Origin of the sequence: Tsukamurella paurometabola DSM 20162, assembly GCF_000092225.1 — a bacterium.
Lineage (GTDB): Bacteria > Actinomycetota > Actinomycetes > Mycobacteriales > Mycobacteriaceae > Tsukamurella > Tsukamurella paurometabola.
Genome location: NC_014158.1, coordinates 3,508,708 through 3,529,796, shown reverse-complemented (window position 1 = coordinate 3,529,796; position 21,089 = coordinate 3,508,708). Strand labels below are relative to the sequence as shown.

26 protein-coding genes and 1 pseudogene are annotated in these 21,089 nt (G+C 68.6%); 20 read left to right on the top strand and 7 right to left on the bottom strand.

Annotation, left to right across the window (positions count from 1 at the left end; all coding sequences use genetic code 11):
- The first annotated feature begins 8 nt into the window (after positions 1-8).
- From TPAU_RS17205 to TPAU_RS17200, 3 genes and pseudogenes are all read left to right on the top strand, one after another.
- Positions 9-1,484: a flavin-containing monooxygenase gene (locus tag TPAU_RS17205; protein WP_013128025.1), complete on the top strand. Its 1,476-nt coding sequence runs from the start codon at positions 9-11 to the stop codon at positions 1,482-1,484.
- Between the two features lie 176 nt (positions 1,485-1,660).
- Positions 1,661-1,948 (top strand): annotated as a pseudogene (locus TPAU_RS23615) (acyltransferase family protein); the annotation flags it as partial.
- Positions 1,949-2,009: 61 nt separating this feature from the next.
- Positions 2,010-2,738 carry an acyltransferase family protein gene (locus TPAU_RS17200; RefSeq protein WP_049825885.1) on the top strand — a complete coding sequence of 243 codons (729 nt, stop codon included), beginning with the start codon at positions 2,010-2,012 and terminating at the stop codon, positions 2,736-2,738.
- Here the strand turns inward: TPAU_RS17200 and TPAU_RS17195 are convergent.
- Positions 2,707-3,318, bottom strand: a complete 612-nt coding sequence (locus TPAU_RS17195) for an alpha/beta hydrolase family protein (RefSeq protein WP_013128024.1) — start codon at positions 3,316-3,318, stop codon at positions 2,707-2,709. The genes TPAU_RS17200 and TPAU_RS17195 overlap by 32 nt on opposite strands.
- A 33-nt stretch (positions 3,319-3,351) precedes the next feature.
- On the opposite strand from TPAU_RS17195, the gene TPAU_RS17190 reads away from it, so the two are divergent.
- On the top strand, positions 3,352-4,446 hold the full coding sequence (locus TPAU_RS17190) for a CaiB/BaiF CoA transferase family protein (RefSeq protein ID WP_013128023.1): 1,095 nt from the start codon (positions 3,352-3,354) through the stop codon (positions 4,444-4,446).
- A gap of 20 nt (positions 4,447-4,466) precedes the next feature.
- Here TPAU_RS17190 and TPAU_RS17185 read toward each other — a convergent pair whose 3' ends face one another.
- The gene (locus TPAU_RS17185; RefSeq protein ID WP_013128022.1) at positions 4,467-5,174 is read right to left on the bottom strand and encodes a chymotrypsin family serine protease; all 708 of its coding nucleotides are present in this window, start codon (positions 5,172-5,174) and stop codon (positions 4,467-4,469) included.
- Between the two features lie 145 nt (positions 5,175-5,319).
- A complete protein-coding gene (locus TPAU_RS17180; protein ID WP_013128021.1) occupies positions 5,320-5,805 on the bottom strand; it encodes a hotdog fold domain-containing protein in 486 nt (161 codons plus the stop codon).
- A gap of 85 nt (positions 5,806-5,890) precedes the next feature.
- On the opposite strand from TPAU_RS17180, the gene TPAU_RS23235 reads away from it, so the two are divergent.
- Entirely contained in the window at positions 5,891-6,457 is a 567-nt protein-coding gene (locus TPAU_RS23235; RefSeq protein WP_013128020.1) for a hypothetical protein, read from the top strand.
- Between the two features lie 6 nt (positions 6,458-6,463).
- On the opposite strand, the gene TPAU_RS17170 is transcribed toward TPAU_RS23235, so the two are convergent.
- On the bottom strand, positions 6,464-7,459 hold the full coding sequence (locus TPAU_RS17170) for an alpha/beta hydrolase family protein (RefSeq protein WP_013128019.1): 996 nt from the start codon (positions 7,457-7,459) through the stop codon (positions 6,464-6,466).
- 417 nt (positions 7,460-7,876) lie between these two features.
- On the opposite strand from TPAU_RS17170, the gene rpsJ reads away from it, so the two are divergent.
- Genes rpsJ through rpsQ form a run of 11 tightly spaced genes read left to right on the top strand, consistent with a single transcriptional unit; the run spans position 7,877 to position 13,105 of the window.
- On the top strand, positions 7,877-8,182 hold the full coding sequence (gene rpsJ / locus TPAU_RS17165) for a 30S ribosomal protein S10 (RefSeq protein WP_003938093.1): 306 nt from the start codon (positions 7,877-7,879) through the stop codon (positions 8,180-8,182).
- 20 nt (positions 8,183-8,202) lie between these two features.
- Entirely contained in the window at positions 8,203-8,859 is a 657-nt protein-coding gene (gene rplC / locus TPAU_RS17160; RefSeq protein WP_013128018.1) for a 50S ribosomal protein L3, read from the top strand.
- Positions 8,856-9,509 carry a 50S ribosomal protein L4 gene (rplD, locus tag TPAU_RS17155; RefSeq protein ID WP_013128017.1) on the top strand — a complete coding sequence of 218 codons (654 nt, stop codon included), beginning with the start codon at positions 8,856-8,858 and terminating at the stop codon, positions 9,507-9,509. The genes rplC and rplD overlap by 4 nt, the downstream gene beginning before the upstream one ends.
- The gene (gene rplW, locus TPAU_RS17150; RefSeq protein ID WP_013128016.1) at positions 9,509-9,820 is read left to right on the top strand and encodes a 50S ribosomal protein L23; all 312 of its coding nucleotides are present in this window, start codon (positions 9,509-9,511) and stop codon (positions 9,818-9,820) included. Before rplD ends, rplW begins: the two co-directional genes overlap by 1 nt.
- A complete protein-coding gene (rplB, locus tag TPAU_RS17145) occupies positions 9,821-10,657 on the top strand; it encodes a 50S ribosomal protein L2 (RefSeq protein WP_013128015.1) in 837 nt (278 codons plus the stop codon). It begins immediately after the preceding gene.
- A 14-nt stretch (positions 10,658-10,671) separates the two neighbouring features.
- On the top strand, positions 10,672-10,953 hold the full coding sequence (rpsS, locus tag TPAU_RS17140) for a 30S ribosomal protein S19 (protein WP_013128014.1): 282 nt from the start codon (positions 10,672-10,674) through the stop codon (positions 10,951-10,953).
- Complete coding sequence (gene rplV, locus TPAU_RS17135) at positions 10,953-11,363, top strand: 50S ribosomal protein L22 (RefSeq protein WP_013128013.1); 411 nt, start codon at positions 10,953-10,955, stop codon at positions 11,361-11,363. The genes rpsS and rplV overlap by 1 nt, the downstream gene beginning before the upstream one ends.
- Positions 11,364-11,365: 2 nt before the next feature.
- A complete protein-coding gene (gene rpsC / locus TPAU_RS17130; protein WP_013128012.1) occupies positions 11,366-12,172 on the top strand; it encodes a 30S ribosomal protein S3 in 807 nt (268 codons plus the stop codon).
- Positions 12,173-12,177: 5 nt separating this feature from the next.
- The gene (rplP, locus tag TPAU_RS17125) at positions 12,178-12,594 is read left to right on the top strand and encodes a 50S ribosomal protein L16 (protein WP_013128011.1); all 417 of its coding nucleotides are present in this window, start codon (positions 12,178-12,180) and stop codon (positions 12,592-12,594) included.
- Complete coding sequence (gene rpmC, locus TPAU_RS17120) at positions 12,594-12,824, top strand: 50S ribosomal protein L29 (RefSeq protein ID WP_013128010.1); 231 nt, start codon at positions 12,594-12,596, stop codon at positions 12,822-12,824. The genes rplP and rpmC overlap by 1 nt, the downstream gene beginning before the upstream one ends.
- Entirely contained in the window at positions 12,821-13,105 is a 285-nt protein-coding gene (gene rpsQ, locus TPAU_RS17115; RefSeq protein ID WP_013128009.1) for a 30S ribosomal protein S17, read from the top strand. The genes rpmC and rpsQ overlap by 4 nt, the downstream gene beginning before the upstream one ends.
- Positions 13,106-13,235: 130 nt before the next feature.
- On the opposite strand, the gene TPAU_RS17110 is transcribed toward rpsQ, so the two are convergent.
- Positions 13,236-13,766: a hypothetical protein gene (locus TPAU_RS17110; RefSeq protein ID WP_013128008.1), complete on the bottom strand. Its 531-nt coding sequence runs from the start codon at positions 13,764-13,766 to the stop codon at positions 13,236-13,238.
- Positions 13,767-14,088: 322 nt separating this feature from the next.
- Here TPAU_RS17110 and TPAU_RS17105 point away from each other — a divergent pair, with 322 nt between their 5' ends.
- Entirely contained in the window at positions 14,089-15,519 is a 1,431-nt protein-coding gene (locus tag TPAU_RS17105) for a DEAD/DEAH box helicase (RefSeq protein WP_013128007.1), read from the top strand.
- Positions 15,520-15,633: 114 nt separating this feature from the next.
- Here TPAU_RS17105 and TPAU_RS17100 read toward each other — a convergent pair whose 3' ends face one another.
- Positions 15,634-18,948 carry a helicase HerA domain-containing protein gene (locus TPAU_RS17100; RefSeq protein WP_013128006.1) on the bottom strand — a complete coding sequence of 1,105 codons (3,315 nt, stop codon included), beginning with the start codon at positions 18,946-18,948 and terminating at the stop codon, positions 15,634-15,636.
- Entirely contained in the window at positions 18,945-19,574 is a 630-nt protein-coding gene (locus TPAU_RS17095) for a hypothetical protein (RefSeq protein ID WP_013128005.1), read from the bottom strand. Before TPAU_RS17095 ends, TPAU_RS17100 begins: the two co-directional genes overlap by 4 nt.
- A gap of 274 nt (positions 19,575-19,848) precedes the next feature.
- Between TPAU_RS17095 and rplN the strand changes: the two genes are divergently transcribed.
- The 3 genes from rplN to rplE are packed head-to-tail and all read left to right on the top strand — an operon-like array spanning position 19,849 to position 21,089.
- Entirely contained in the window at positions 19,849-20,217 is a 369-nt protein-coding gene (rplN, locus tag TPAU_RS17090) for a 50S ribosomal protein L14 (RefSeq protein ID WP_013128004.1), read from the top strand.
- A gap of 1 nt (position 20,218) precedes the next feature.
- Entirely contained in the window at positions 20,219-20,524 is a 306-nt protein-coding gene (gene rplX / locus TPAU_RS17085) for a 50S ribosomal protein L24 (RefSeq protein ID WP_013128003.1), read from the top strand.
- A gap of 1 nt (position 20,525) precedes the next feature.
- A complete protein-coding gene (gene rplE, locus TPAU_RS17080; RefSeq protein WP_013128002.1) occupies positions 20,526-21,089 on the top strand; it encodes a 50S ribosomal protein L5 in 564 nt (187 codons plus the stop codon).

Sequence of the window (21,089 nt, the reverse complement as noted above, 5' to 3'; positions counted from 1 at the left end):
CGGTATCTATGACGCATGACGTGATCATCGTGGGCGCCGGCTTCGGCGGTATGGGCGCCGCGATCGAGCTGGGCCGGATGGGCATCGACGACGTGGTGATCCTGGAGCGTGAGGACGATCTCGGCGGAACCTGGCACGTCAACCACTACCCGGGACTCGCCGTGGACATCGCTTCGGTGACCTACTCCTACTCCTTCGAGCCGAACCCGAACTGGTCCCGGCTGTACGCGCCGGGGAGCGAGCTCAAGGCCTACGCCAGTCACGTGGCCGACAAGTACGGCCTGCGCCCGAAGATGCGCTTCGGCGTTGACGTCACGGGGGCGAGCTGGGACGCCGAGGCCTCCGAGTGGGAGGTCCGGATCGCCGGCGGTGAACCGCTGCGCACGCGGTACCTGGTGACCGCCACCGGATTCCTCAGTCAGCCCAAGCTCCCCGATATCGAGGGCATCGACGATTTCGCCGGCACCGTGATCCACAGCGCCAAGTGGGACGACGAGGCCGACCTCGCGGGCCGCAGGATCGGCGTGATCGGCACGGGTGCGACGGGTGTTCAACTCGTTCCCGAGCTCGCCAAGGTGGCTCGGCAGCTCACCGTGTTCCAGCGCACCCCGATCTGGGTGGTGCCCAAAGTCGACTTCGCGGTCCCGGCTCCGGTTCGCGGTCTGTTCGGTGCCGCACCTTTCACTCAGCGTCTCGCCCGTCTGGTCAACTCGGCAGTGCTGGAAGTGCTCAGCACCGTGGGCGTACTGAACTACAAGTACGGGCACCGGTTCAATGCGATGGCCGCCCAGCTCGCCAAGGCGCACTTGCGGGCGCAGGTGCCCGACAAGCGGATCCGTGCCGCGCTCACCCCGGACTACTCCTTCGGGTGCAAGCGACCCACGTTCTCCAACACCTATTTCCCGACGTTCTCACGAGAGAACGTGACGCTCGAGCCCACCACGATCCGCCGGGTGCTTCCCCGCGGAATCGAGATGGACAACGGCACCGTCCACGAGATCGACACCTTGGTATTGGCCACCGGGTTCTCGCTGTGGGAGAAGAACTTCCCCGCGATCGACGTGACCGGTCGGGACGGACGCAACCTCGGACAGTGGTGGCGTGAGAACCGATTCCAGGCCTACGAGGGCATGGCGGTGCCGAAGTTCCCCAATTTCTTCAGCCTGCACAGCCCGTACAGCTACACCGGACTCTCGTACTTCTGGACCATCGAGGCGCAGATGGTGCACCTGCGCCGCGTCCTCGAAGAAGCGCGTACGCGCGGGGCCCGCACCGTCGAGGTCACCGAACGGGCCAATGCCGAGTTCCTGGACACCATGAGTGATCGCCTGGGGCGCTCGGTGTTCCAGCTCGGATCCTGCGAAGGCAGCCGGAGCTACTACTTCGATCCGCACGGCGAGGCGACCCTGCTCCGCCCCAGCTCGGTGATCGGAGCACGCCGCGACGCCCGCACCTTCCCGATCGACGACTACGCGTTCAACTGAACCGGACAGCCCGGCTCGTGCCGGTCACGGGAGGTTGATGCCTCGCGGTCGGCGATGCGCGATACCCGATGACATTCACAATGTGATGTTTGAATTCGGTTCCGCGGGGAATAGATGTATGTGCAATTGCATCAGGCCCGTGCGTGTGCAGGTTTCGCCTTTGGCATACTGTGGCGATGCTCGCCGATCGGTACGATCCGAAATTCAACGCGTTCAACGCCATCCGTCTCCTGATGGCTCTGGGTGTGATTTTCTGGCATTCGTTCCCGCTGACCGGTCGTTCGATTTCCAATCCTGCGATGCATCAGCTCATGGATAGCGTCTGGGTCGACGGCTTCTTCGCGGTGTCCGGATTCTTGATCACCGGCAGTTGGGTGAGTCGGCCGCAGGTCCGCGCATACGTTGTTGCGCGCCTGTTGAGGATCGCCCCGGCGTTCTATGTCTGCCTGATCGTCACGGCCTATCTGGTAGCGCCGCTCGGTTTGTACCTTCAGCGTCGGGATTGGATGGCGCTGCTGACCAGCGATGCCCCCCCTGCAGTACATCTGGGCGAACATCGCGATCTGGATGATGCAGTTCGACGTCGGAGGTACGCCGGCGGACATCCCCTGGAGCGGCGCTTGGGACGGATCACTGTGGACGCTGGGGTGGGAATTGCTGTGCTATCTCGGCGTTCTCATCGCGGGGGTGGGCGGTTTGCTGAAGAGCTCACGCACCCGTTCCTGGGTCATAGTCGGGCTCTTCATCGCATCGTGGTTCGCGGTACTGCTCAAGACCGTCACCGAGGTGCACTGGACCGTGGCGTTCGGCTCGCGATTCGCCCTCATGTTCATGGCCGGAGCTGCGATCTATCAGTTCCGGCACCGGATTCCGTGCTCGTATCCGTACGTTCTGGTCGCCATGGTGATCACCGTGCTGTCGATGTGGCTTCCCGACTATCGCCTGGTCGGCGGAATCACCTGGGCGTACGTCGTGCTTGCGGTCGGAGTGCTGGTGAAGGTCTCCTGGCTGCGATTCGAGCGTTGGGACGTCTCCTACGGGGTGTACATCTATGCCTTCCCCATCCAGCAGTTGCTCGTGATCGCCGGTTTGGCATCGTTGCCGGTCCTGATATTCGGGATCGTGGCCACTGTCCCGACGTTGGTGGTGGCCCTGATCAGCTTCCTGGCGGTCGAACGCCCGGCACTTCGCCTCAAGAAGCGGTTGAATGCACGACCGGAGACTACGCGTTCAGCTGATCCAGCGCCGCGATGACGGCGTCGGCGGCCTTCGCCGGTGCACCCGATTTCGCCGGTGCCAGGTCGTGCGCCGCGGACACTTCGACCACGGTGGTGGGGCCGGTGACGAGCGCTGCGGCATCGGCCAGCTCGTGCGATGTGGCGAACGGATCGCGCTTGCCGTGCACGAACACGGTCGGAATCGCGATGTCCGGCAGATGGGCCGTGCGTGCCTTCTCGGGCCGGCCGGGCGGGTGCAACGGGTACGAGGACAACAGCAGCACGTCGGGGCGATCGGGGCCCTCCGCGACGGCCATCGACGCCATGCGCCCGCCGTAGCTGTGCCCGCCCCAGATCACGGGACCGTCGATCTCCAGTAGGCGTGCGGTCTCGGCGAAAGCCGCACGATCGGCGGCCTGCCCGGACGGTGACGGCGGACCCTTCGGGCGCACCCGGCGATAGGGCAGGTCGATGCGCAAGGTGCGCACCGCGCGTTGCGCCAATTCCTCACCGAGCAACCGCAATACGGCCGCGTCGCGGTTACCGCCCGCGCCGTGCGCCAGGATCAGCGTCGCCCGCACCGGGCCGTCGGGATCGTGAATAGAGAGCCACGTCACCCGCTCAGCCTACGGGCAAGTTAACGTGCATTCATGACGCAGACGAAGCAGGGTCCCCTCGCGGGCCTGAAGGTGATCGAGTTCGCAGGTCTGGGCCCCGCCCCACACGCGGCCATGCTGCTGGCCGACCAGGGCGCCGACGTGGTGTCGGTGCAGCGACCCGGCGTGGGCGTGGCCGGCCTCACGGGCAAGCCGCAGATGGTCAAGCGCGGCCGCACCATCGTCGAGGCCGACCTGAAGAATCCGACCGACATCGCCCAGATCCTCGAGCTGATCGATCGCGCCGATGTGATCGTCGAGGGTTTCCGGCCCGGTGTCATGGAGCGCCTGGGTCTGGGACCCGACGTGGTGCTCGAACGCAATCCGCGGATCGTGTTCGCCCGGATGACGGGCTGGGGCCAGGAGGGGCCGTTCGCGCAGCGCGCCGGCCACGATATGAACTACATCTCGCTCACAGGTCTGCTGCACGCGATCGGCCGCCAGGGCGAGCGTCCGGTGCCGCCGCTGAACCTGGTGGGCGACTTCGCCGGCGGCTCGATGTTCCTCGTGTTCGGTGTTCTCGCCGCTCTGTACGAGCGGAACACGTCCGGTAAGGGGCAGGTGATCGACGTCGCGATGGTCGACGGTGCCTCGCTCATCGGCCAGATGCAGTGGGACTTCCGAGGCCAGGGCATCTGGAGCGACGAACGCGGCGTGAACACCCTCGACGGCGGGGCGCCGTTCTACGACACCTACGAGACCTCGGACGGCAAGTACGTCTCCGTGGGCGCGATCGAGCCGCAGTTCTTCGCCGAGTTGCTCGCCAAGCTGGGACTGAAGCAGGAGGACCTGCCCTACCAGCTCGATCAGGCCCGCTGGCCCGAGCTGCGCGCCGCGCTGGAGGCCGCGCTCAAGACGAAGACCCGCGACGAGTGGGCCGAGATCTTCTTCGACTCCGACGCCTGCGTCGCGCCGATCCTCACCTTCGAGGAGGCGCCGAAGCATCCGCATATGGCCGCGCGAAACAACTTGCCGGAGGTGGGCGGCGTCACCGCACCGGCTCCGGCGCCGCGGTTCTCCCGCACCCCGGCGGCTGCCCCGGAACCGCCATCGGTGGATGTCGCGGACCCGTCGACCCTCTGGCGCTAGCCGGATCCGGGCAGTGGGCGCTAGCCGACGACGAGCGCGAGACCGGCGGCGTTGAGAGCGGCCGAGACGTCGTAGAACAGCGAGCCGTTGGGCTTGGACGCGCCGTCGAAGGTGGCGGCGCGCGAAGCCAGGCCGAGGGCGGCGTTGTCGGTGCTGCGCACCAGCGGGCCGCCGCTATCGCCGACCTGGACCCCGATGGTGGTGGCGATGTAGCCGTTGTCCACGCTGATCACCGTGCCGCAGCGCCAGCCCGAGCTGACGCCCTGGCTGCACACGGGGTCGCCCGGCTTGGCGACGCCGACGCTCGCCGGGCGAATCTTGCCTCCGGGGGTGGCGCGGGCGACGCGCGGATCGAGTTCGAAGACGCCCCAGTCCGGGGCGTTGGGCACGACGAAGGTGTCGGTCTTGGTCAGTGCCGGAGCCGAGGAGGCGACGTTGACGCCGGCGATGCGGCCGTCGACGACCACCCGCTGCCCCTGGGCGCCGCAGTGGCCGGCGTACACGCCGACCCGGGTGCCGTCCTGACGCTGACCGATGAAGCCGACGGTGCAGCCGCGGCCGTCGGCCACATTGCCGGTCATCTTGGTGACCGTGAGTACCGAGCTGCCGGGGGTGACCGAGGCGACCGGCTCAGCATTCGCGGCGGCGGGCACGAGCGCGACGACGGCGGCTGCGACGGCGAGGGACGCAGCGGAGGTCCGGGCGCGGGGCGCGGGGGTGCTACGCATGTCTCTCCTCGGTTCGGGGCGGTGCCCCGTCGGGGCGGGTGCGGCAAGCCTGTGCGACGGTAGCGTGCCACAGCCAACGCCCCGTGTAAACCGAGTTGCCTCTGTTAACTATAGAGACGTGTGTGATTGAAGAGGTAGAAAACGTCTACTTCGCGGGCTTTGGTGTGACCCAGGTGGTGATCTGGGCGTGCACCACCTCGGTGCCCTTGTTGTCGCGGATCGCGATGTCGACCACCACGTCCTGGCCCGCGGTGATCGCGTCCCAGTCGACCGGCTCCAGGAAGCTGGCGGTCGCCGTGAGCGACGATTCCGCCTTGGCCAGGTAGTCCACCTTCATCGACTTCGGCAACCAGCGATGGCTGGCCGGGGTGGACGCCTCCATCACCATCCCCATCCCGACCTCCGCCAGGTTGCAGGCGGCGATCGCGTGGAAGGTGCCGATGTGGTTCTGCACGAACCACCACTTCGGACCCTTGACCACGGCGTGGCCGTACTCGAGCTCCGCGACGTACGGCGTCACCGAGGCGAAGTAGGGGGCCTTGAGGGAGGCGCCGGCGGAGAAGGCGAGCTTGCCGAGCGGCTTATCGCTGAGCTTGCGCCACAGCTTGTACGTGCCGGTGGTGTCAGTCATGATCGCTACCTTACTCTGCGGTAAGTTCGAGCGTCGCGCGAGGAGATGTGCTCCACTTGAGAAAACCGAGCGACGGGGGACTACGGTGAGCGATCCGAATCAGTACGGCGGCGGTCCACAGCAGCCGTACGGCCAGAATCCGTACGGGCAGCAGCCGTACGGGCAACAGCCGTACGGGGCGCCGCAGGGTGGACCGCCGAACTACGGGTACCAGCAGCCGTACGCGCAACCCGGCTACCCCGGCTATCCCCAGCCCGGATATCCGCAGGCGGCGGGGCAGCCGGTGCCCATGGCTCGCCCGACCACGGTGCTCGCGGCGGCGATCGTGCTCATCGTGATCGGCGGCATCCTCGCGCTGCTGCAGGTGATCACCCTGATCGCCGGGCCCGCGGATTCGACCACCCCGGGCCTGGACGCCTCCACGGCGACCGCCATCGTGGTGGTCGCGGGGATCATCGGACTGGTCATCTCGATCGGTGGTATCGCGTCGGGCGTGCTGCTGCTGCTCAAGCGCAGCAAGGCCGTCGCCATCCTCGCCACTGTGGCGTCGGCGCTGATGCTGCTCACCTGCTGGGGCGTCATCGCCACCATCGCCGTCCCGATCCTGCTGTGGGCGCCGGCGGCGTCGAAGGCGTGGTTCGCCAACACCTGACGCCGATCAGCGCGGCGGCTGCGGGGCGTTCGCCGCCAGATCGTCGAAGCCGCGCGTGGCCAACCGGACGATCGTGTCCTCGATAGTGGGCCACCACTGCGATTTCACGTTCACCGGCGTGCCGTGGGTCGCGCCGTCCAGCGAGACCAGCAGTGCCTTCTCTCCGGCAGCCTGAGCCTTCTGGACGAAGTCGGTGGACTCCTGGGCCGGGACGATGCCGTCTCGGGTGCCGTGGATCGCGACCGCGGGCATCCCCGGATCGATCCGTTGGATCGGATTGGCCAGTGCGTACCTCTCCGGCACCTGATCCGGCATGCCGCCCAGCGCCATCCGCACGTGGTCGTTCATCCGCGACGATGTGCGCATGTCGAGCACGCCGGCCATCGACACGAATGCGCGCGGTACCAGCGCGGGCGCGCCGCCCGGCGGCCAGGTCACTCCGGGGGCGCCCGGCGGGAGCGTGCGCCGGGTGGCCGCCCACGCCGCGAGCTGACCGCCTGCCGAGTGGCCCACGAAGATCACGTTCGTCGGATCGAGCGCGGGCACCCGCTGTGCCAACGCAGGGATGAAGTCGGCGGCGTTGCCCACATCGGTGAACGTGGTGGGCCACCCGCCGCCCGAGCCCACGCGCCGATACTCGATGTTCCACACCGCCAGCCCCGCGGACTGCAGCTGGCGTGCGACATCGGCCATGTACCGCTCGGTGGCACGGGCCTTCCAGCCACCTCCGTGGATCAGCATCACCACCGGCAGACTGCGTGCATCGTGCCGGCCCGGTGGCAGGTAGAGCTTCCCGTAATTCTGTGCGGGGTCGGCGTTCGGGGCCGGGTAGGCGTAGCGCACGGCGTCGTCGCGCACGGGGGCCCGCGACGCGGACGCTGGAGCGGCCGGCGACGACGGTGCGGGATCGACGGTGCCGATGGTGCAGCCCGCAACCCCGGCGCACAGTGAACCCACGAGGATCAGCGCGCCCAGCTTCTGCGCGGCGCGCTGCTTGGTCATACTCGAATTGTTCCAGAGCGCGGCACCCCATGCGTGTGACGTTCGTCGGCCACGGGGGGGTGGACCGCCTGCGGATTTGAACCTGAGGCGGATCCAGTGCATACTGGTCAGGTTGCCTTCCGCGGGCGGCGTGGTCTGTTGCGACCGCGGCGTGTGCGAGAAGGTATCGCTTGGCACCCCTCGCGGGAGCCATCCGGTCCGAAAGGGCCCGCCCCACAGGGATAAGGCCCGGGGTGGAACCTGAGCGGCAGCGCGACACGCCCGACCGCGTGGACCGGAGCAATTTGACACATGAACAGCGTCGATCGACTCATCGAACCCGTGGAAGAGTGCGGGGGATTCCGCCCGCGGGCGGGGTTGTAAAGACCTGTGAAGTGTGCTGGCAAAACGTGAACACTTGACGGAAGAGGACACAGCGTGGCGGGACAGAAGATCCGCATCAGGCTCAAGGCCTATGACCATGAGGCGATCGACGCGTCTGCTCGGAAGATCGTCGAGACCGTGACCCGCACCGGCGCTCGTGTCGTCGGTCCCGTGCCGCTGCCGACGGAGAAGAACGTGTACTGCGTCATCCGCTCGCCGCACAAGTACAAGGACTCGCGGGAGCACTTCGAGATGCGCACCCACAAGCGGCTGATCGACATCCTGGACCCGACGCCGAAGACGGTCGACGCGCTCATGCGTATCGACCTGCCGGCGAGCGTCGACGTGAACATCCAGTAAGCGGCTGCGGAGAACTGATAATGACTGAGAACAAGATCAAGGGAATCCTGGGCACCAAGCTCGGCATGACCCAGGTCTTCGACGAGAACAACCGGGTCGTCCCGGTCACCGTCGTCAAGGCCGGGCCGAACGTCGTGACCCAGATCCGTACCGAGGCCACCGACGGCTACGACGCCGTCCAGATCGCCTTCGGCGCCATCGACCCGCGCAAGGTGAACAAGCCCGTCTCGGGCCAGTTCGCCAAGGCCGGCGTCACCCCGCGCCGCCACATCGCCGAGCTCCGCATCGCCGACACCTCCGAGTACGAGGTCGGCCAGGAGCTGGGTGCCGATGTCTTCTCCGGCGGCGAGTTCGTCGACGTGACCGGCATCAGCAAGGGCAAGGGCTACGCCGGCGTCATGAAGCGCCACGGCTTCGCCGGTCTCGGCGCCAGCCACGGCGCCCAGGCCGTGCACCGTGCCCCCGGTTCCATCGGTGGCTGCGCCACTCCGGGCCGCGTCTTCAAGGGCGTCCGCATGGCCGGCCGCATGGGCTCCGACAAGGTGACCACGCAGAACCTCACCGTGTTCAAGGTGGACGCCGACGCCGGCGTCCTGCTGATCAAGGGCGCCATCCCCGGTCGCAAGGGCGGCCTCGTGATGGTCCGTACCGCTGTGAAGGGTGGTGCTCGCGCATGAGCAAGCTGACTCTCGATGTCAAGACCGCCGATGGCAAGACCGACGGCACCGTCGAGCTCCCCGCCGCGATCTTCGACGTGGAGCCCAACATCTCGCTGATGCACCAGGTGGTCATCGCGCAGCTCGCCGCTGCGCGTGCCGGCACGCACTCCACCAAGACCCGCGGCGAGGTCCGCGGTGGTGGCCGCAAGCCGTACCGCCAGAAGGGCACCGGCCGCGCCCGTCAGGGCTCGACCCGCGCGCCGCAGTTCGCCGGCGGAGGCACCGTCCACGGACCGCAGCCGCGCGACTACAGCCAGCGCACCCCGAAGAAGATGAAGGCCGCCGCTCTGCGCGGTGCCCTCACCGAGCGGGTCCGCGAGGATCGCATCCACGTCGTCACCGAGCTGGTGGCCGGCCAGGAGGCGTCGACCAAGACCGCGCGCCTGTTCCTCGCCCAGCTGTCCGAGCGCAAGAAGTTCCTCGTGGTCGTCGGCCGCGAGGACCTGACCGCGCAGCGCAGCGTGCAGAACCTGCCGAACGCGAAGTGGATCTACCCCGACCAGCTCAACACCTACGACGTCCTCGACGCCGATGACCTGGTGTTCAGCCGCGAGGCTCTGGGTTCGTTCATCGCGAGCGCATCGAAGACCGAGGAGGCGAACGCCTGATGGCTACCGCAACCATCCCCGCCGACCCGCGGGACATCCTGCTCGCTCCGGTGATCTCCGAGAAGGCCTACGGCCTGATCGAGGACAACACGTACACCTTCCTGGTGCACCCGGACGCGAACAAGACGCAGATCAAGATCGCCGTGGAGCAGGTCTTCGGCGTCAAGGTCGTCAACGTGAACACCCTGAACCGCACGGGCAAGCGCAAGCGCACTCGCGCCGGTTACGGACAGCGCAAGAGCACCAAGCGCGCCATCGTGACCCTGAGCGCCGACAGCAAGCCCATCGATATCTTCGGAGGCGCGAGCTAAATGGCTATCCGTAAGCACAAGCCGACCACTCCCGGTCGCCGCGGCTCGTCGGGCTCGACCTTCGACGAGATCACCCGGTCGACCCCGGAGAAGTCGCTGATCCGTCCGCTGCACGGCCGTGGTGGCCGTAACGCGCACGGCCGCATCACCACCCGGCACAAGGGTGGCGGCCACAAGCGCGCCTACCGCGTCATCGACTTCCGTCGCCACGACAAGGACGGCGTCAACGCCAAGGTCGCGCACATCGAGTACGACCCGAACCGCACCTCGCGGATCGCGCTGCTGCACTACCTCGACGGCGAGAAGCGCTACATTCTCGCGCCGAAGGGGCTGGGACAGGGCGACGTCGTCGAGTCGGGCCCGAACGCCGACATCAAGCCGGGCAACGCCCTGCCGCTGCGCAACATCCCCGCCGGCACCGTGATCCACGCCGTCGAGCTGCGTCCCGGTGGCGGAGCCAAGATGGCCCGCTCGGCCGGTGCCAGCATCCAGCTGCTGGGCAAGGAGGGCGCGTACGCGACCCTGCGTATGCCCTCCGGTGAGATCCGTCGCGTCGACGTGCGCTGCCGCGCCACCGTCGGCGAGGTGGGCAACGCCGAGCAGAGCAACATCAACTGGGGCAAGGCCGGCCGCATGCGGTGGAAGGGCAAGCGCCCGACCGTCCGTGGTGTCGTCATGAACCCGGTCGATCACCCGCACGGCGGTGGTGAGGGTAAGACCTCCGGTGGCCGCCACCCGGTGAGCCCCTGGGGTAAGCCCGAGGGCCGCACCCGTAAGAACAAGGCGAGCGACAAGTTGATCGTCCGTCGTCGCAAGTCCGGCAAGAACAAGCGCTAGGAGGGAGTTAGAGAATGCCACGCAGCCTCAAGAAGGGCCCGTTCGTCGACGACCACCTCCTCGCGAAGGTCGACGTGCAGAACGACAAGGGCACCAAGCAGGTCATCAAGACCTGGTCGCGTCGCTCGACCATCATCCCCGACTTCATCGGTCACACCTTCGCCGTCCACGACGGTCGCAAGCACGTCCCGGTGTTCGTCTCGGAGAACATGGTCGGCCACAAGCTCGGAGAGTTCGCGCCCACGCGGACCTTCAAGGGCCACATCAAGGACGACCGGAAGGGTAAGCGCCGCTAATGAGCAACGACACAGTCGAAACCAACGCTGCGCCCCAGACCGCGTCCGCGACCGCCAAGTTCGTGCGCGTCACGCCGATGAAGGCCCGCCGCGTGATCGACCTGGTCCGCGGTAAGGACGCCGAGCAGGCGCTCGCCATCCTGCGGTTCGCGCCGCAGGCGGCCAGCGAGCCGGTCGCGAAGGTGCTCGCCTCGGCGATCGCCAACGCGCAGAACAACCTGGGTCTCGACCCGCGCACCCTGGTCGTCTCGGAGGCGTACGCCAACGAGGGCCCGACCATGAAGCGCATCCAGCCGCGTGCCCAGGGCCGTGCGTACCGGATCCGCAAGCGCACCAGCCACATCACGGTCGTGGTGGAGTCGCAGGAGTCCAAGAAGCCCGCCGCCAGCCGGAACCGGAAGGGAGCGTAAGCATGGGACAGAAGATCAACCCCCACGGCTTCCGCCTTGGCATCACCACGGACTGGAAGTCCCGCTGGTACGCCGATAAGCAGTACGCCGAGTACGTCAAGGAAGACGTCGCGATCCGCAAGAAGCTGACCGACGGCCTCGAGCGCGCCGGCATCAGCAAGATCGAGATCGAGCGCACCCGGGACCGCGTGCGGGTGGACATCCACACCGCGCGTCCGGGCATCGTGATCGGCCGCCGCGGCGCGGAGGCCGACCGCATCCGCTCCGAGCTGGAGAAGCTGACCGGCAAGCAGGTTCAGCTGAACATCCTCGAGGTGAAGAACTCCGAGGCTGACGCCCAGCTCGTCGCGCAGGGCATCGCTGAGCAGCTGAGCAACCGCGTGGCGTTCCGCCGCGCGATGCGTAAGGCGATCCAGTCGGCGATGCGTCAGCCGAACGTCAAGGGCATCCGGGTGCAGTGCTCGGGTCGCCTGGGCGGCGCGGAGATGAGCCGCAGCGAGTTCTACCGCGAGGGCCGCGTGCCCCTGCACACGCTGCGCGCCGACATCGACTACGGCCTGCACGAGGCGAAGACCACCTTCGGGCGGATCGGCGTCAAGGTGTGGATCTACAAGGGCGATGTCGTCGGTGGCCGGCGCGAGCTGGCCGCACCGTCGAACAACGATGACCGTCGTGGCCCGCGTCGCGAGCGCCCGCAGCGCCCGCGTCGCAGCGGCGCGTCGGGCACCACCGCCACCAGCACCGAGGCCGGCCGCGCCGGCGACGAGGCTGTGACGGCGGCTCCCGCTACGACCAACCAGGAGGGCTGAGATCCATGTTGATCCCCCGTCGGGTGAAGCACCGCAAGCAGCATCACCCCAAGCGCTCCGGCGCCGCCAAGGGTGGCACCACCGTGGCGTTCGGTGACTACGGCATCCAGGCCCTCGAGCCCGCCTACATCACCAACCGCCAGATCGAGTCCGCTCGTATCGCCATCAACCGCCACATCAAGCGTGGCGGCAAGGTCTGGATCAACATCTTCCCGGACCGCCCGCTCACCAAGAAGCCGGCCGAGACCCGCATGGGTTCCGGTAAGGGTTCGCCCGAGTGGTGGGTGGCGAACGTCAAGCCCGGTCGCGTGATGTTCGAGATGACCTACCCCAATGAGCAGATCGCTCGCGAGGCCCTGCGCCGCGCGCAGCACAAGCTCCCCTGCAAGACCCGCATCGTGACCCGAGAGGAGCAGTTCTGATGAGCAACACCGTCGCCGCTGATCTCCGCGGTCTCACCGCGGACGAACTGGTGGAGAAGCTGCGCGAGGCCAAGGAGGAGCTGTTCAACCTGCGCTTCCAGATGGCCACCGGACAGATGAGCAACAACCGTCGCCTGCGCACCGTGCGTACCGACATCGCCCGGATCTACACGATCCTGCGCGAGCGGGAGCTCGGCCTGGCGTCGGGTCCGGAGGGTGACGCCGCATGAGTGAGAACGGAAGCAATGTGACCACTGAGCAGCGCAACAGCCGCAAGGTCCGTATCGGGTACGTCGTGTCCGACAAGATGGAGAAGACCATCGTCGTCGAGCTCGAGGACCGTGTGAAGCACGCCCTGTACGGCAAGATCATCCGCACCACCTCCAAGGTGAAGGCGCATGACGAGGACGGCGTCGCCGGTGTCGGCGACCGCGTCCGGATCATGGAGACCCGTCCGCTGAGCGCCAGCAAGCACTGGCGCCTGGTGGAGGTGCTGGAGAAGGCCAAGTAAGGCCGGTTCCACCACCGCACAGACTCGAAGCCCCCGGCTCTTCCGCGAGGAAGGGACCGGGGGTTTCGTCGTTCAGCCGTCGTTGATCTCGTTGCAGGTGGCGTTGCGGTCGTGCACCGCGCAACCGGACCTACCCGCAGGCGCTCCGCAGCGCTCGTGCTGACGACGCCAGCGCGGCCTCGGCCGGACCGGCCTTGGCCCACGTCTTGTCCTCCGTGCCGCGGGTGATCCGGTCGGCCTTGAGTCCGTCGCCGTAGGCGTCGAGCTTGGTCTTGTAGTCCACCAGCAGGCCCCGGATGTTCGGGTTCGGGTCCGCGGTGGTGATGATCCCGGGCAACTTGCCGGACTCGGTCGCGATCGCCGCGATGTTCGCATCGAGGGTGGGCGTGATGCCGTCCCAGTTCGCCCCGGGGGTGCGGGTGTAGTCGGCCATCGCCTTGGTCGCCGCGAATCGGGTGTCGTACCCGGTGCGCCACGACGCGCACGCCGACTTCGCGGCGGAGGCGGCAGCCTCGGCCCGCGACGAGGCGAGCGTCGATTCGTAGGCCTGCACGGCCGTGGGGTCTGCCGAACCGGTGCCGGGTACCGTCGCGCATCCCGTCAGCGTCACGGTCCCGGCGGCGAGCAGTGCTGCCGCGATCCGCCTCGTCTTCCCTGCCATCGTCTACCTCCCCCGAGTCACGCGCAGATGCGTGCCTGTTCCCACATTCTTACCCATCAGCGCGGTGTCGGGAAGCTCCGGGGGCGTCACCACGCGCGCGGATGCGGGCCACGAGATGGACCTTTGCTATGCTGGTAGGTGATGCGGAACGCTAACGTTCCGCGCCGTCGTAGGGCTCCCGGGCCCACAGCCGTCTCGCCGCCCGCGGTTCGCAGACGCCTCCCGGTTCTTTTCTTGCGGCGAACGGACGCGGCCACCGCCGCCTTCGCCACCCACCAGCGTTAGGTACATCTCCGCCTTGACCACCTCTGTGACCACTTCTGTGTCCGCACCTTCCTTCACCGACCTCGGCGTGCCCGCCGGCGTCGTCGACGCCCTCGTCGCGATGGATCGGCCCACCCCCTTCCCCATCCAGGCCGATACCCTGCCCGACACCCTCGCCGGCCGCGACGTGCTGGGCCGCGGAAAGACCGGCTCCGGCAAGACGCTCGCCTTCGCGATCCCGCTGGTCGTGGCGGTCGACGAGGCTCGCGGCTCGCGCCGCCGGCCCGGCCGCCCCGTGGGCCTGGTGCTCGCGCCCACCCGCGAGCTGGCCACCCAGATCACCGCCACCGTGGAACCGCTGGCCAAGGCCCTCGGCCTGACCGTGACCACCATCTTCGGCGGGGTCAAGCAGTCCCGTCAGGAGCAAGCGCTCGCGGCCGGCGTCGATATCGTGGTGGCCTGCCCCGGCCGCCTCGAGGACCTGATGCGTCAGCGCATCGTCGATCTGTCCGACGTGGCCGTCACCGTGCTCGACGAGGCCGACCACATGGCCGACCTGGGCTTCCTGCCCGTGGTCACCCGGATCCTCGCCGCCACCCCGTCCGACGGGCAGCGCATGCTGTTCTCGGCGACGCTCGACAACGGCGTCGACAAGCTGGTGCGCAAGTTCCTCTCCGAGCCCGTGATGCACTCCGTCGATCCGGAGAACTCGCCGGTCGCCGATATGACCCACCACGTCTTCGAAGTGAGCGGCAAGGACGACAAGTCCGAACTGGTGCGCGTGCTCGCCTCCGGCATGGGCCGACGCATCCTGTTCACTCGCACCAAGCACCAGGCCAAGAAGCTGGCCAAGCAGCTCACCGCGCAGGGCATCCCCGCCCGCGATCTGCACGGCAACCTGAGCCAGCCGCAGCGCGACCGGAACCTGGAGGCCTTCAGCACCGGCGCCGCCCGCGTGCTGGTCGCCACTGATATCGCCGCCCGCGGCGTGCACGTCGACGACATCGAGCTGGTCGTGCACGTCGACCCGCCCGCCGAGCACAAGGCCTACCTGCACCGCAGCGGCCGCACCGCCCGCGCGGGCAGCGCCGGCACCGTGGTCACCGTGATGCTCACCGAACAGAAGCGCGACACCGTGGCCCTGCTCAAGAAGGCCGCGATCAGTGCGCGTCCCGTCGCGGTCACCGCGACCGCGCCCGTGGTGACCGAACTCGTGGGCGCGCCCGCACCGTTCGTCAAGCCCGCGCCGGAACCCGCGCCGCAGCAGCAGCGCCGGGCCGGCGGCGGACACGCGCCGGGCCGGGGTCGTGCCGGCCGCGGCAAGGGCACCGGCCCGCGGTCCGACGCAGCCGGACGCGGCCAGGGCGGGCAGGCCCGCGGTGGCCAGCAGCGTTCCGGGCAGCGCCAGGCGCCGTCGGGCCAGGGCCGGCCGCAGAGTCAGGGGCGCGCCCAGCAGCCCCGCCGCCGCGCCACCCGCCCCGCGGGCTGACCCACGGGGCTCCCGCGGCCGCATCCCTCATCGTCCCCTCCTCGACGTTCACACCCCCGGGCTCAGCCGCGGGGAACGGACGCCGGCGAGGGGACGACGCGTCGGGGCGACGGCTTATCCCTCCCGGCTGATCCGGAGCACCTCGTCCTCGGTGGGCGGAGTGGCCGGGTGGTGGCTCAGGCACATCGGCGCACGCAGCCGGAGTGTGTCGCTGCCCGCGCCCAGGTAGAAGTCACCGGGACCGAGACCGCCGATCGCATCGATCCGGCCACCGCGCGCGGCCGCCAGATCCTTGGCGGCCTGGATCTGCACCGGCGCATTGAGTTTGCCGTACAGGTGGGTGGCGCTGTTGCCCACGATCTTGTTGTGCAGGCCGGTCGGTGACTGCGTGGCGAAGACCAGCCCCAGACCGTACTTGCGAGCCTGCGAAGCCAGCAGCAGCGTCGACTCGGTGGACGGTTTCACCGCTCCCGACGGCGCGATCTGCTGCGCCTCGTCCATCACCAGCAGAGCCCCCAGCGGCCGGTCGCCCGCGGGATGCCGCTTGATCCAGGAGAACAGGGCCAACTGCAACTGGGAGACGAAGGTCTGCCGCTGCGTCTCGTCGGGCAGCCCGATCAAGCTGATCACCGAGACCCGCGCCCGCTTCCCGGCGCTCGGCGTGAGCAGTGCCGACGGGTCGACCGCCTGGCCTTCGCCGCCGAGCAGCGGATTGTTGATCAGCGCCGCCTGCAGGTTGTTCGCCATATCGGGTGCGAGTTTGTCGGCGCTGGGCAGAGTGCTGCGCGTCGAGTCCCATGCGCGCAGGAAATCGGCGAAGCCGCGGATATCGGAGCGCGTCACCTGCCGCCCGTAGCCGTGCAGCGCCTCGCGAAGGATAGCCCGCTGTTGCTCGCGGCGCTGACCAGACAGACCTATGTGCTGTTCGAGTGCGCCGGCGCACGCTTCGACCGCCATGTCGAAACCCTCGCGGGCCTCCTGTGCCTCCAGGTCGTCGCCCTCGATGCCCGACCGCAGCGCGGCGAAGTCCGGGATCGGTTGTAGCACCAGCGGTCTCGCCGAAGGCCGGTTCGGCGTCCACACCACGACGTCGGTGCCGGCGAGATAGGAATCGGCCCGCTCCCGGTCGCCGGGCCACCACCCTGCGGGCGGCTGTGGCCACGCCTCGCCGAGCCGGGACAGATCGTTGTTGGGGTCGAGAACGATCGCCGACGTGCCGCGCAGAGCGCACTCCTCGATCAGCCTGCGGATGAGCACCGTTTTGCCCGAGCCGGATCCGGCGAAGATCGCGATGTGCTTACGAAGATCGTTGGGGGACACGGTGATCACGGCGTCGTCCGGTGCGAGCCCCAGGCTCACCGGTTGTCCCGGTGCGGGTGACAACGGACCCGCGGGCGCGTCGCTCGACGGTGCCTGCACCCCGGTATCCGGTGCCGTCGCTGCGCGTGCGGGCTCCGGGCGAGCCGGCGCCGGGGCGCCGGAGAACATGAGATCGGCCATCGCGCTGGATAATCCGCCGATCTTGCCGACGGCGTCGCCCGGCACCAGTGCGCGGGCCCGGCGGGCCGCGTTCGAGGCGGCATTCGCGGTGGTCATGGGCTTGGCCTCGAGGCCCGCGAACAGTCGCAGCCCGTGCGCCGGGCGGCGCGCCGCGAGCCACTCGTCCAGGCCGTCGGGTGCGCGCTCGATGAGCCGACCCAACGCTTCCAGAGTCGCGAGATCGCCCTCGTCGAGCGGCAATTGCTGCGCGCCGCGCTCGACCGCGTCGGCGATCACCGCGGAGGCCTTCGGGCTGGTCGGCCACGGCGTGGACCGCAGCAGGAACAGCTGGCGGCGGTCCTGCCCGGCCACCAGGCCGGCACCGATCGCGGCCGACTGCACCCGGTTGGTCACCGCCACCGGGTTCGAGGCCGGCACCGCACGGAACGCCCAGTGTTGCTCGTCCTCGGTGCGCCCCGGAATCCGGCGCCGAAGCCGGGCATCGAGTTGCCTTCCGCCGCGCTCGATCTGGAAGCCTTCGCCGCCGTCCTCGCGGGTCCACGCCCGCAGCCCCGCGTCCAGCAGCCGCGCCATGGCACCGTCGGCCGCGGCCTGATCGGTGGCGACTTCGCCGACTCGGGCGCGCACCCGCAGCGCCTCGAAATCGGCGTCCAGCTTCGTCAGCAGATCCTCGGGGGCCGCCGCCGGTTCGACGGGCCGCGCCGCCGTCGCTGCCGGTGCGGGGCGAGCGGCACCGTCCTCGAACGTGGTCAGCTCGAACACCGACTGCGTCGCCAGACACGACCGGATGTGGCCGTCCACGCGGGTCAGCAGGTCGCGCGGGGTGTGGTGCACCGCCGTCGCGAAAGCCTCCGGCGCGACCGGCCAGGTGGGATGCGGTGGCGTGAAATCCTTCGCCCGATAGGCCGCGGTGAGGCGGCGCTCGACGATGGCGCGCGCCACGGCACCGTCGGGCAGCGATTTGAGCGGGCCCACGACGCGGAACCGATCGGCGACCGAGGCGGTGGCGCGGGTCTGCAGTGTCTCCCACGCGGTCGGCAGCATGCACGCGATCGTCACGGTGCGGTACAGCCCCTGCCGCAGCGCCATCAAGCCGTGGCCGATCTGCTCGACGACGTCGTTGTCGCCGGGCGCGCCGTCTGCGCCGGGGGCACCGAGGGTGGCCGCAGATTGCGCGAGCAGGGTGTCGATCTGATCGACCGCGAACACCGTCGCCCCGGTCTCGGCGAGGAACGCGGAGATCGCGCGCACCGTCTCGACCGCGGCGAATCCGTGCGCAGGCAGGCCCCAGTGCAGCCGCTGCGCCGCGGTCTCCTCGACCTCGATGTCGTCGAGGAAGGCCGATCCCAGGTCGGCGAGCCGGGAATCGGGAGAGGCGAGCAGGACCAGTGCGCGGAGTACGCCGTGGTACTGCCGGACCTGCGGCCGGCGGTTCGACATCGCAGTGACCAGCGCGTCGAGAGTGTCCGGGGTAGGTGCGGCGTCGCCGGAGAACTCGCGCCGCTGCGCTCGCGACAGGCCCGCTTCGTCCGAGAGTAGCCAGATCAGTTGCGCCAGCTGCGTCGGATGGTCGCGGGCCGGGCGCAGGAGCGAACTGCGCAGCGACGTCAGCGCCGCACGCCAGAAGTCGGACGAGTCCAGCAGTTCCAGCAGCACGAAATAGTGGCCGTGACTTTGCACCTCGTCGCGGAACCGGGTCAGCAGATGGGTCTTGCCGGTGCCCGCGTTGCCGGTGATCACCAGGCCGGTGGGGCACGGGCCGGTGGAGGCCACGGCGTCGCCCAGCGAATCCTCGAGATCGTCCCAGACATCGGTGTGCAGGCCGTCGACGTGCAGGTCGGTCGCCGAGTCCCACACCTCCTCGTAGGTGGGCGCCCAGTTCAGCCGGACGGAACGCAGCGCCGCGCGCTGGACGTCGGTCAGGCTCATCGGGTCACTCGGATCGCGTGCAGCTCGCGGCCACCCAGGATCAGCGCGGCGCCGCGATCATCGGCGGTGAGCGCCTTGAGGTTGTCCTCGGCCACGATGTCGACCCCCGGTTCCGGATACAGCTCGCGCAGCGCCGCGTCGACGGCATCGCGTGGCAGGTCGGGCAGGTTCGCCCGCAGTTCGCGCAGCGTCAGCCAGGCACCCGGACGAGGCGCGGCGCGCTGATAGGCGGCGCGGATGGTCTCGCCGGTCACGGCGCCGCTCGCTCCGGTCGCGGGCAGCAGAACCTCGCCCAGCGCGAGCGATTCGCGGCGCAGGTAGCGGCCCAGTCCGCCGGCCAGGGTGAACAGTGCCCGGGTCGACGGAGTGCTGCGCGCCGGGGGAGCGGACTCCATGAGCTCGGCGGCGGCGGCCCAGCCACGGTCGGTGAGGGAGAGCACCTTCGAGCGCCGCGGGCCGTCGGTCACCTCCAGCAGGCCGCGCCGCGTCAACTTGGCGCGCGAGGGCGCTTCCAGCGCGGGCCCGAGCTCCTTGAGGTCGGGATTGCGGACGGGGCCGGCGACCGACGCCAGTACCAGCAGCACCGATGCCTCGGTCCCGGTGAGCCCGGCGGTCAGGTCGCTCATCTCATCCCCTTCGGCGCGGTCTCGGTCACCGGAATTATGGCGGGTCCGCACTCGGCCCCGCACACGCACCCGTGAGCCCGACGGTACGCGGCCGGCCCATCGCGGACCGTCCGACGGGGGTCAGGCGCGGATTTGAAACTGACCTGCGGTTTCGCCTATCATGGACCGGTTGCCTGACGGCAGCACCGTGGTGTGCTGTCGCAGGTGGCGGACCGCGCGTGCTCGGGTCGGTAATCCGGCACGTATGAAAATCCAGGTCTGAGGAGACAAGCTAGTGATTCAGCAGGAATCGCGAGTGCGCGTCGCCGACAACACCGGTGCCAAGGAAATCCTGTGCATCCGTGTCCTCGGTGGCAGCTCGCGCCGCTACGCCGGCATCGGCGACATCATCGTCGCCACCGTCAAGGACGCGATCCCCGGCGGCAACGTCAAGCGCGGCGAGGTCGTCAAGGCCGTCATCGTGCGCACCGCCAAGGAGCGCCGTCGTCCGGACGGTTCGTACATCAAGTTCGACGAGAACGCCGCTGTCATCATCAAGAACGACAACGACCCTCGCGGCACCCGCATCTTCGGCCCGGTCGGCCGCGAGCTGCGCGACAAGAAGTTCATGAAGATCGTTTCGCTGGCTCCGGAGGTGCTCTGACATGAAGGTGCACAAGGGAGACACGGTCATCGTGATCTCGGGCCCCGATAAGGGCGCGAAGGGCAAGGTCGTCGAGGCCTTCCCGAAGGCTGACAAGGTCCTCGTCGAGGGCGTCAACCGGATCAAGAAGCACACCAGCACGTCCGCCACCGCGCAGGGTGGGATCGAGGTCAAGGAAGCCCCGATCCACGTCTCGAACGTGATGGTCGTCGACTCGGACGGCAACCCCACTCGGGTGGGCTACCGGACCGACGAGGAGACCGGCAAGCGCGTGCGGATCTCCCGCAAGAACGGGAAGGACATCTGAGATGACCACCTCTGAGAAGACCCAGCCGCGCCTGAAGGCGCGCTACCGCGCCGAGATCAAGGACGCGCTGAACAGCGAGTTCGACTACGCCAACGTGATGCAGATCCCCGGCGTCGTCAAGGTGGTCGTGAACATGGGTGTCGGCGACGCCGCCCGCGATGCCAAGCTCATCAACGGCGCCGTCAAGGACCTCGAGCTGATCACCGGCCAGAAGCCGGAGATCCGCAAGGCCCGCAAGTCCATCGCGCAGTTCAAGCTGCGTGAGGGCATGCCGATCGGTGCGCGCGTCACGCTGCGCGGCGACCGCATGTGGGAGTTCCTCGATCGCCTGACCTCGATCGCGCTGCCCCGTATCCGCGACTTCCGCGGCCTCAACGGCAACCAGTTCGACGGCAACGGCAACTACACGTTCGGCCTGAACGAGCAGTCGATGTTCCACGAGATCGACGTGGACTCCATCGACCGCCCGCGCGGTATGGACATCACCGTCGTCACCACTGCCACCAACAATGAGGAAGGCCGCGCACTGCTCAAGCACCTCGGCTTCCCCTTCAAGGAGAACTGA

Bases quoted from the DNA above. Each gene is read 5' to 3' on its own strand.
- TPAU_RS17205 (WP_013128025.1), top strand. From the start codon at position 9: ATGACGCATGACGTGATCATCGTGGGCGCCGGCTTCGGCGGTATGGGC.
- TPAU_RS17200 (WP_049825885.1), top strand. From the start codon at position 2,010: ATGCCCCCCCTGCAGTACATCTGGGCGAACATCGCGATCTGGATGATG.
- TPAU_RS17190 (WP_013128023.1), top strand. From the start codon at position 3,352: ATGACGCAGACGAAGCAGGGTCCCCTCGCGGGCCTGAAGGTGATCGAG.
- TPAU_RS17185 (WP_013128022.1), bottom strand. From the start codon at position 5,174: ATGCGTAGCACCCCCGCGCCCCGCGCCCGGACCTCCGCTGCGTCCCTC.
- TPAU_RS17180 (WP_013128021.1), bottom strand. From the start codon at position 5,805: ATGACTGACACCACCGGCACGTACAAGCTGTGGCGCAAGCTCAGCGAT.
- TPAU_RS17170 (WP_013128019.1), bottom strand. From the start codon at position 7,459: ATGACCAAGCAGCGCGCCGCGCAGAAGCTGGGCGCGCTGATCCTCGTG.
- rplC (WP_013128018.1), top strand. From the start codon at position 8,203: ATGACTGAGAACAAGATCAAGGGAATCCTGGGCACCAAGCTCGGCATG.
- rplD (WP_013128017.1), top strand. From the start codon at position 8,856: ATGAGCAAGCTGACTCTCGATGTCAAGACCGCCGATGGCAAGACCGAC.
- rplW (WP_013128016.1), top strand. From the start codon at position 9,509: ATGGCTACCGCAACCATCCCCGCCGACCCGCGGGACATCCTGCTCGCT.
- rplB (WP_013128015.1), top strand. From the start codon at position 9,821: ATGGCTATCCGTAAGCACAAGCCGACCACTCCCGGTCGCCGCGGCTCG.
- rpsS (WP_013128014.1), top strand. From the start codon at position 10,672: ATGCCACGCAGCCTCAAGAAGGGCCCGTTCGTCGACGACCACCTCCTC.
- rplV (WP_013128013.1), top strand. From the start codon at position 10,953: ATGAGCAACGACACAGTCGAAACCAACGCTGCGCCCCAGACCGCGTCC.
- rpsC (WP_013128012.1), top strand. From the start codon at position 11,366: ATGGGACAGAAGATCAACCCCCACGGCTTCCGCCTTGGCATCACCACG.
- rplP (WP_013128011.1), top strand. From the start codon at position 12,178: ATGTTGATCCCCCGTCGGGTGAAGCACCGCAAGCAGCATCACCCCAAG.
- rpmC (WP_013128010.1), top strand. From the start codon at position 12,594: ATGAGCAACACCGTCGCCGCTGATCTCCGCGGTCTCACCGCGGACGAA.
- rpsQ (WP_013128009.1), top strand. From the start codon at position 12,821: ATGAGTGAGAACGGAAGCAATGTGACCACTGAGCAGCGCAACAGCCGC.
- TPAU_RS17110 (WP_013128008.1), bottom strand. From the start codon at position 13,766: ATGGCAGGGAAGACGAGGCGGATCGCGGCAGCACTGCTCGCCGCCGGG.
- TPAU_RS17100 (WP_013128006.1), bottom strand. From the start codon at position 18,948: ATGAGCCTGACCGACGTCCAGCGCGCGGCGCTGCGTTCCGTCCGGCTG.
- TPAU_RS17095 (WP_013128005.1), bottom strand. From the start codon at position 19,574: ATGAGCGACCTGACCGCCGGGCTCACCGGGACCGAGGCATCGGTGCTG.
- rplX (WP_013128003.1), top strand. From the start codon at position 20,219: ATGAAGGTGCACAAGGGAGACACGGTCATCGTGATCTCGGGCCCCGAT.
- rplE (WP_013128002.1), top strand. From the start codon at position 20,526: ATGACCACCTCTGAGAAGACCCAGCCGCGCCTGAAGGCGCGCTACCGC.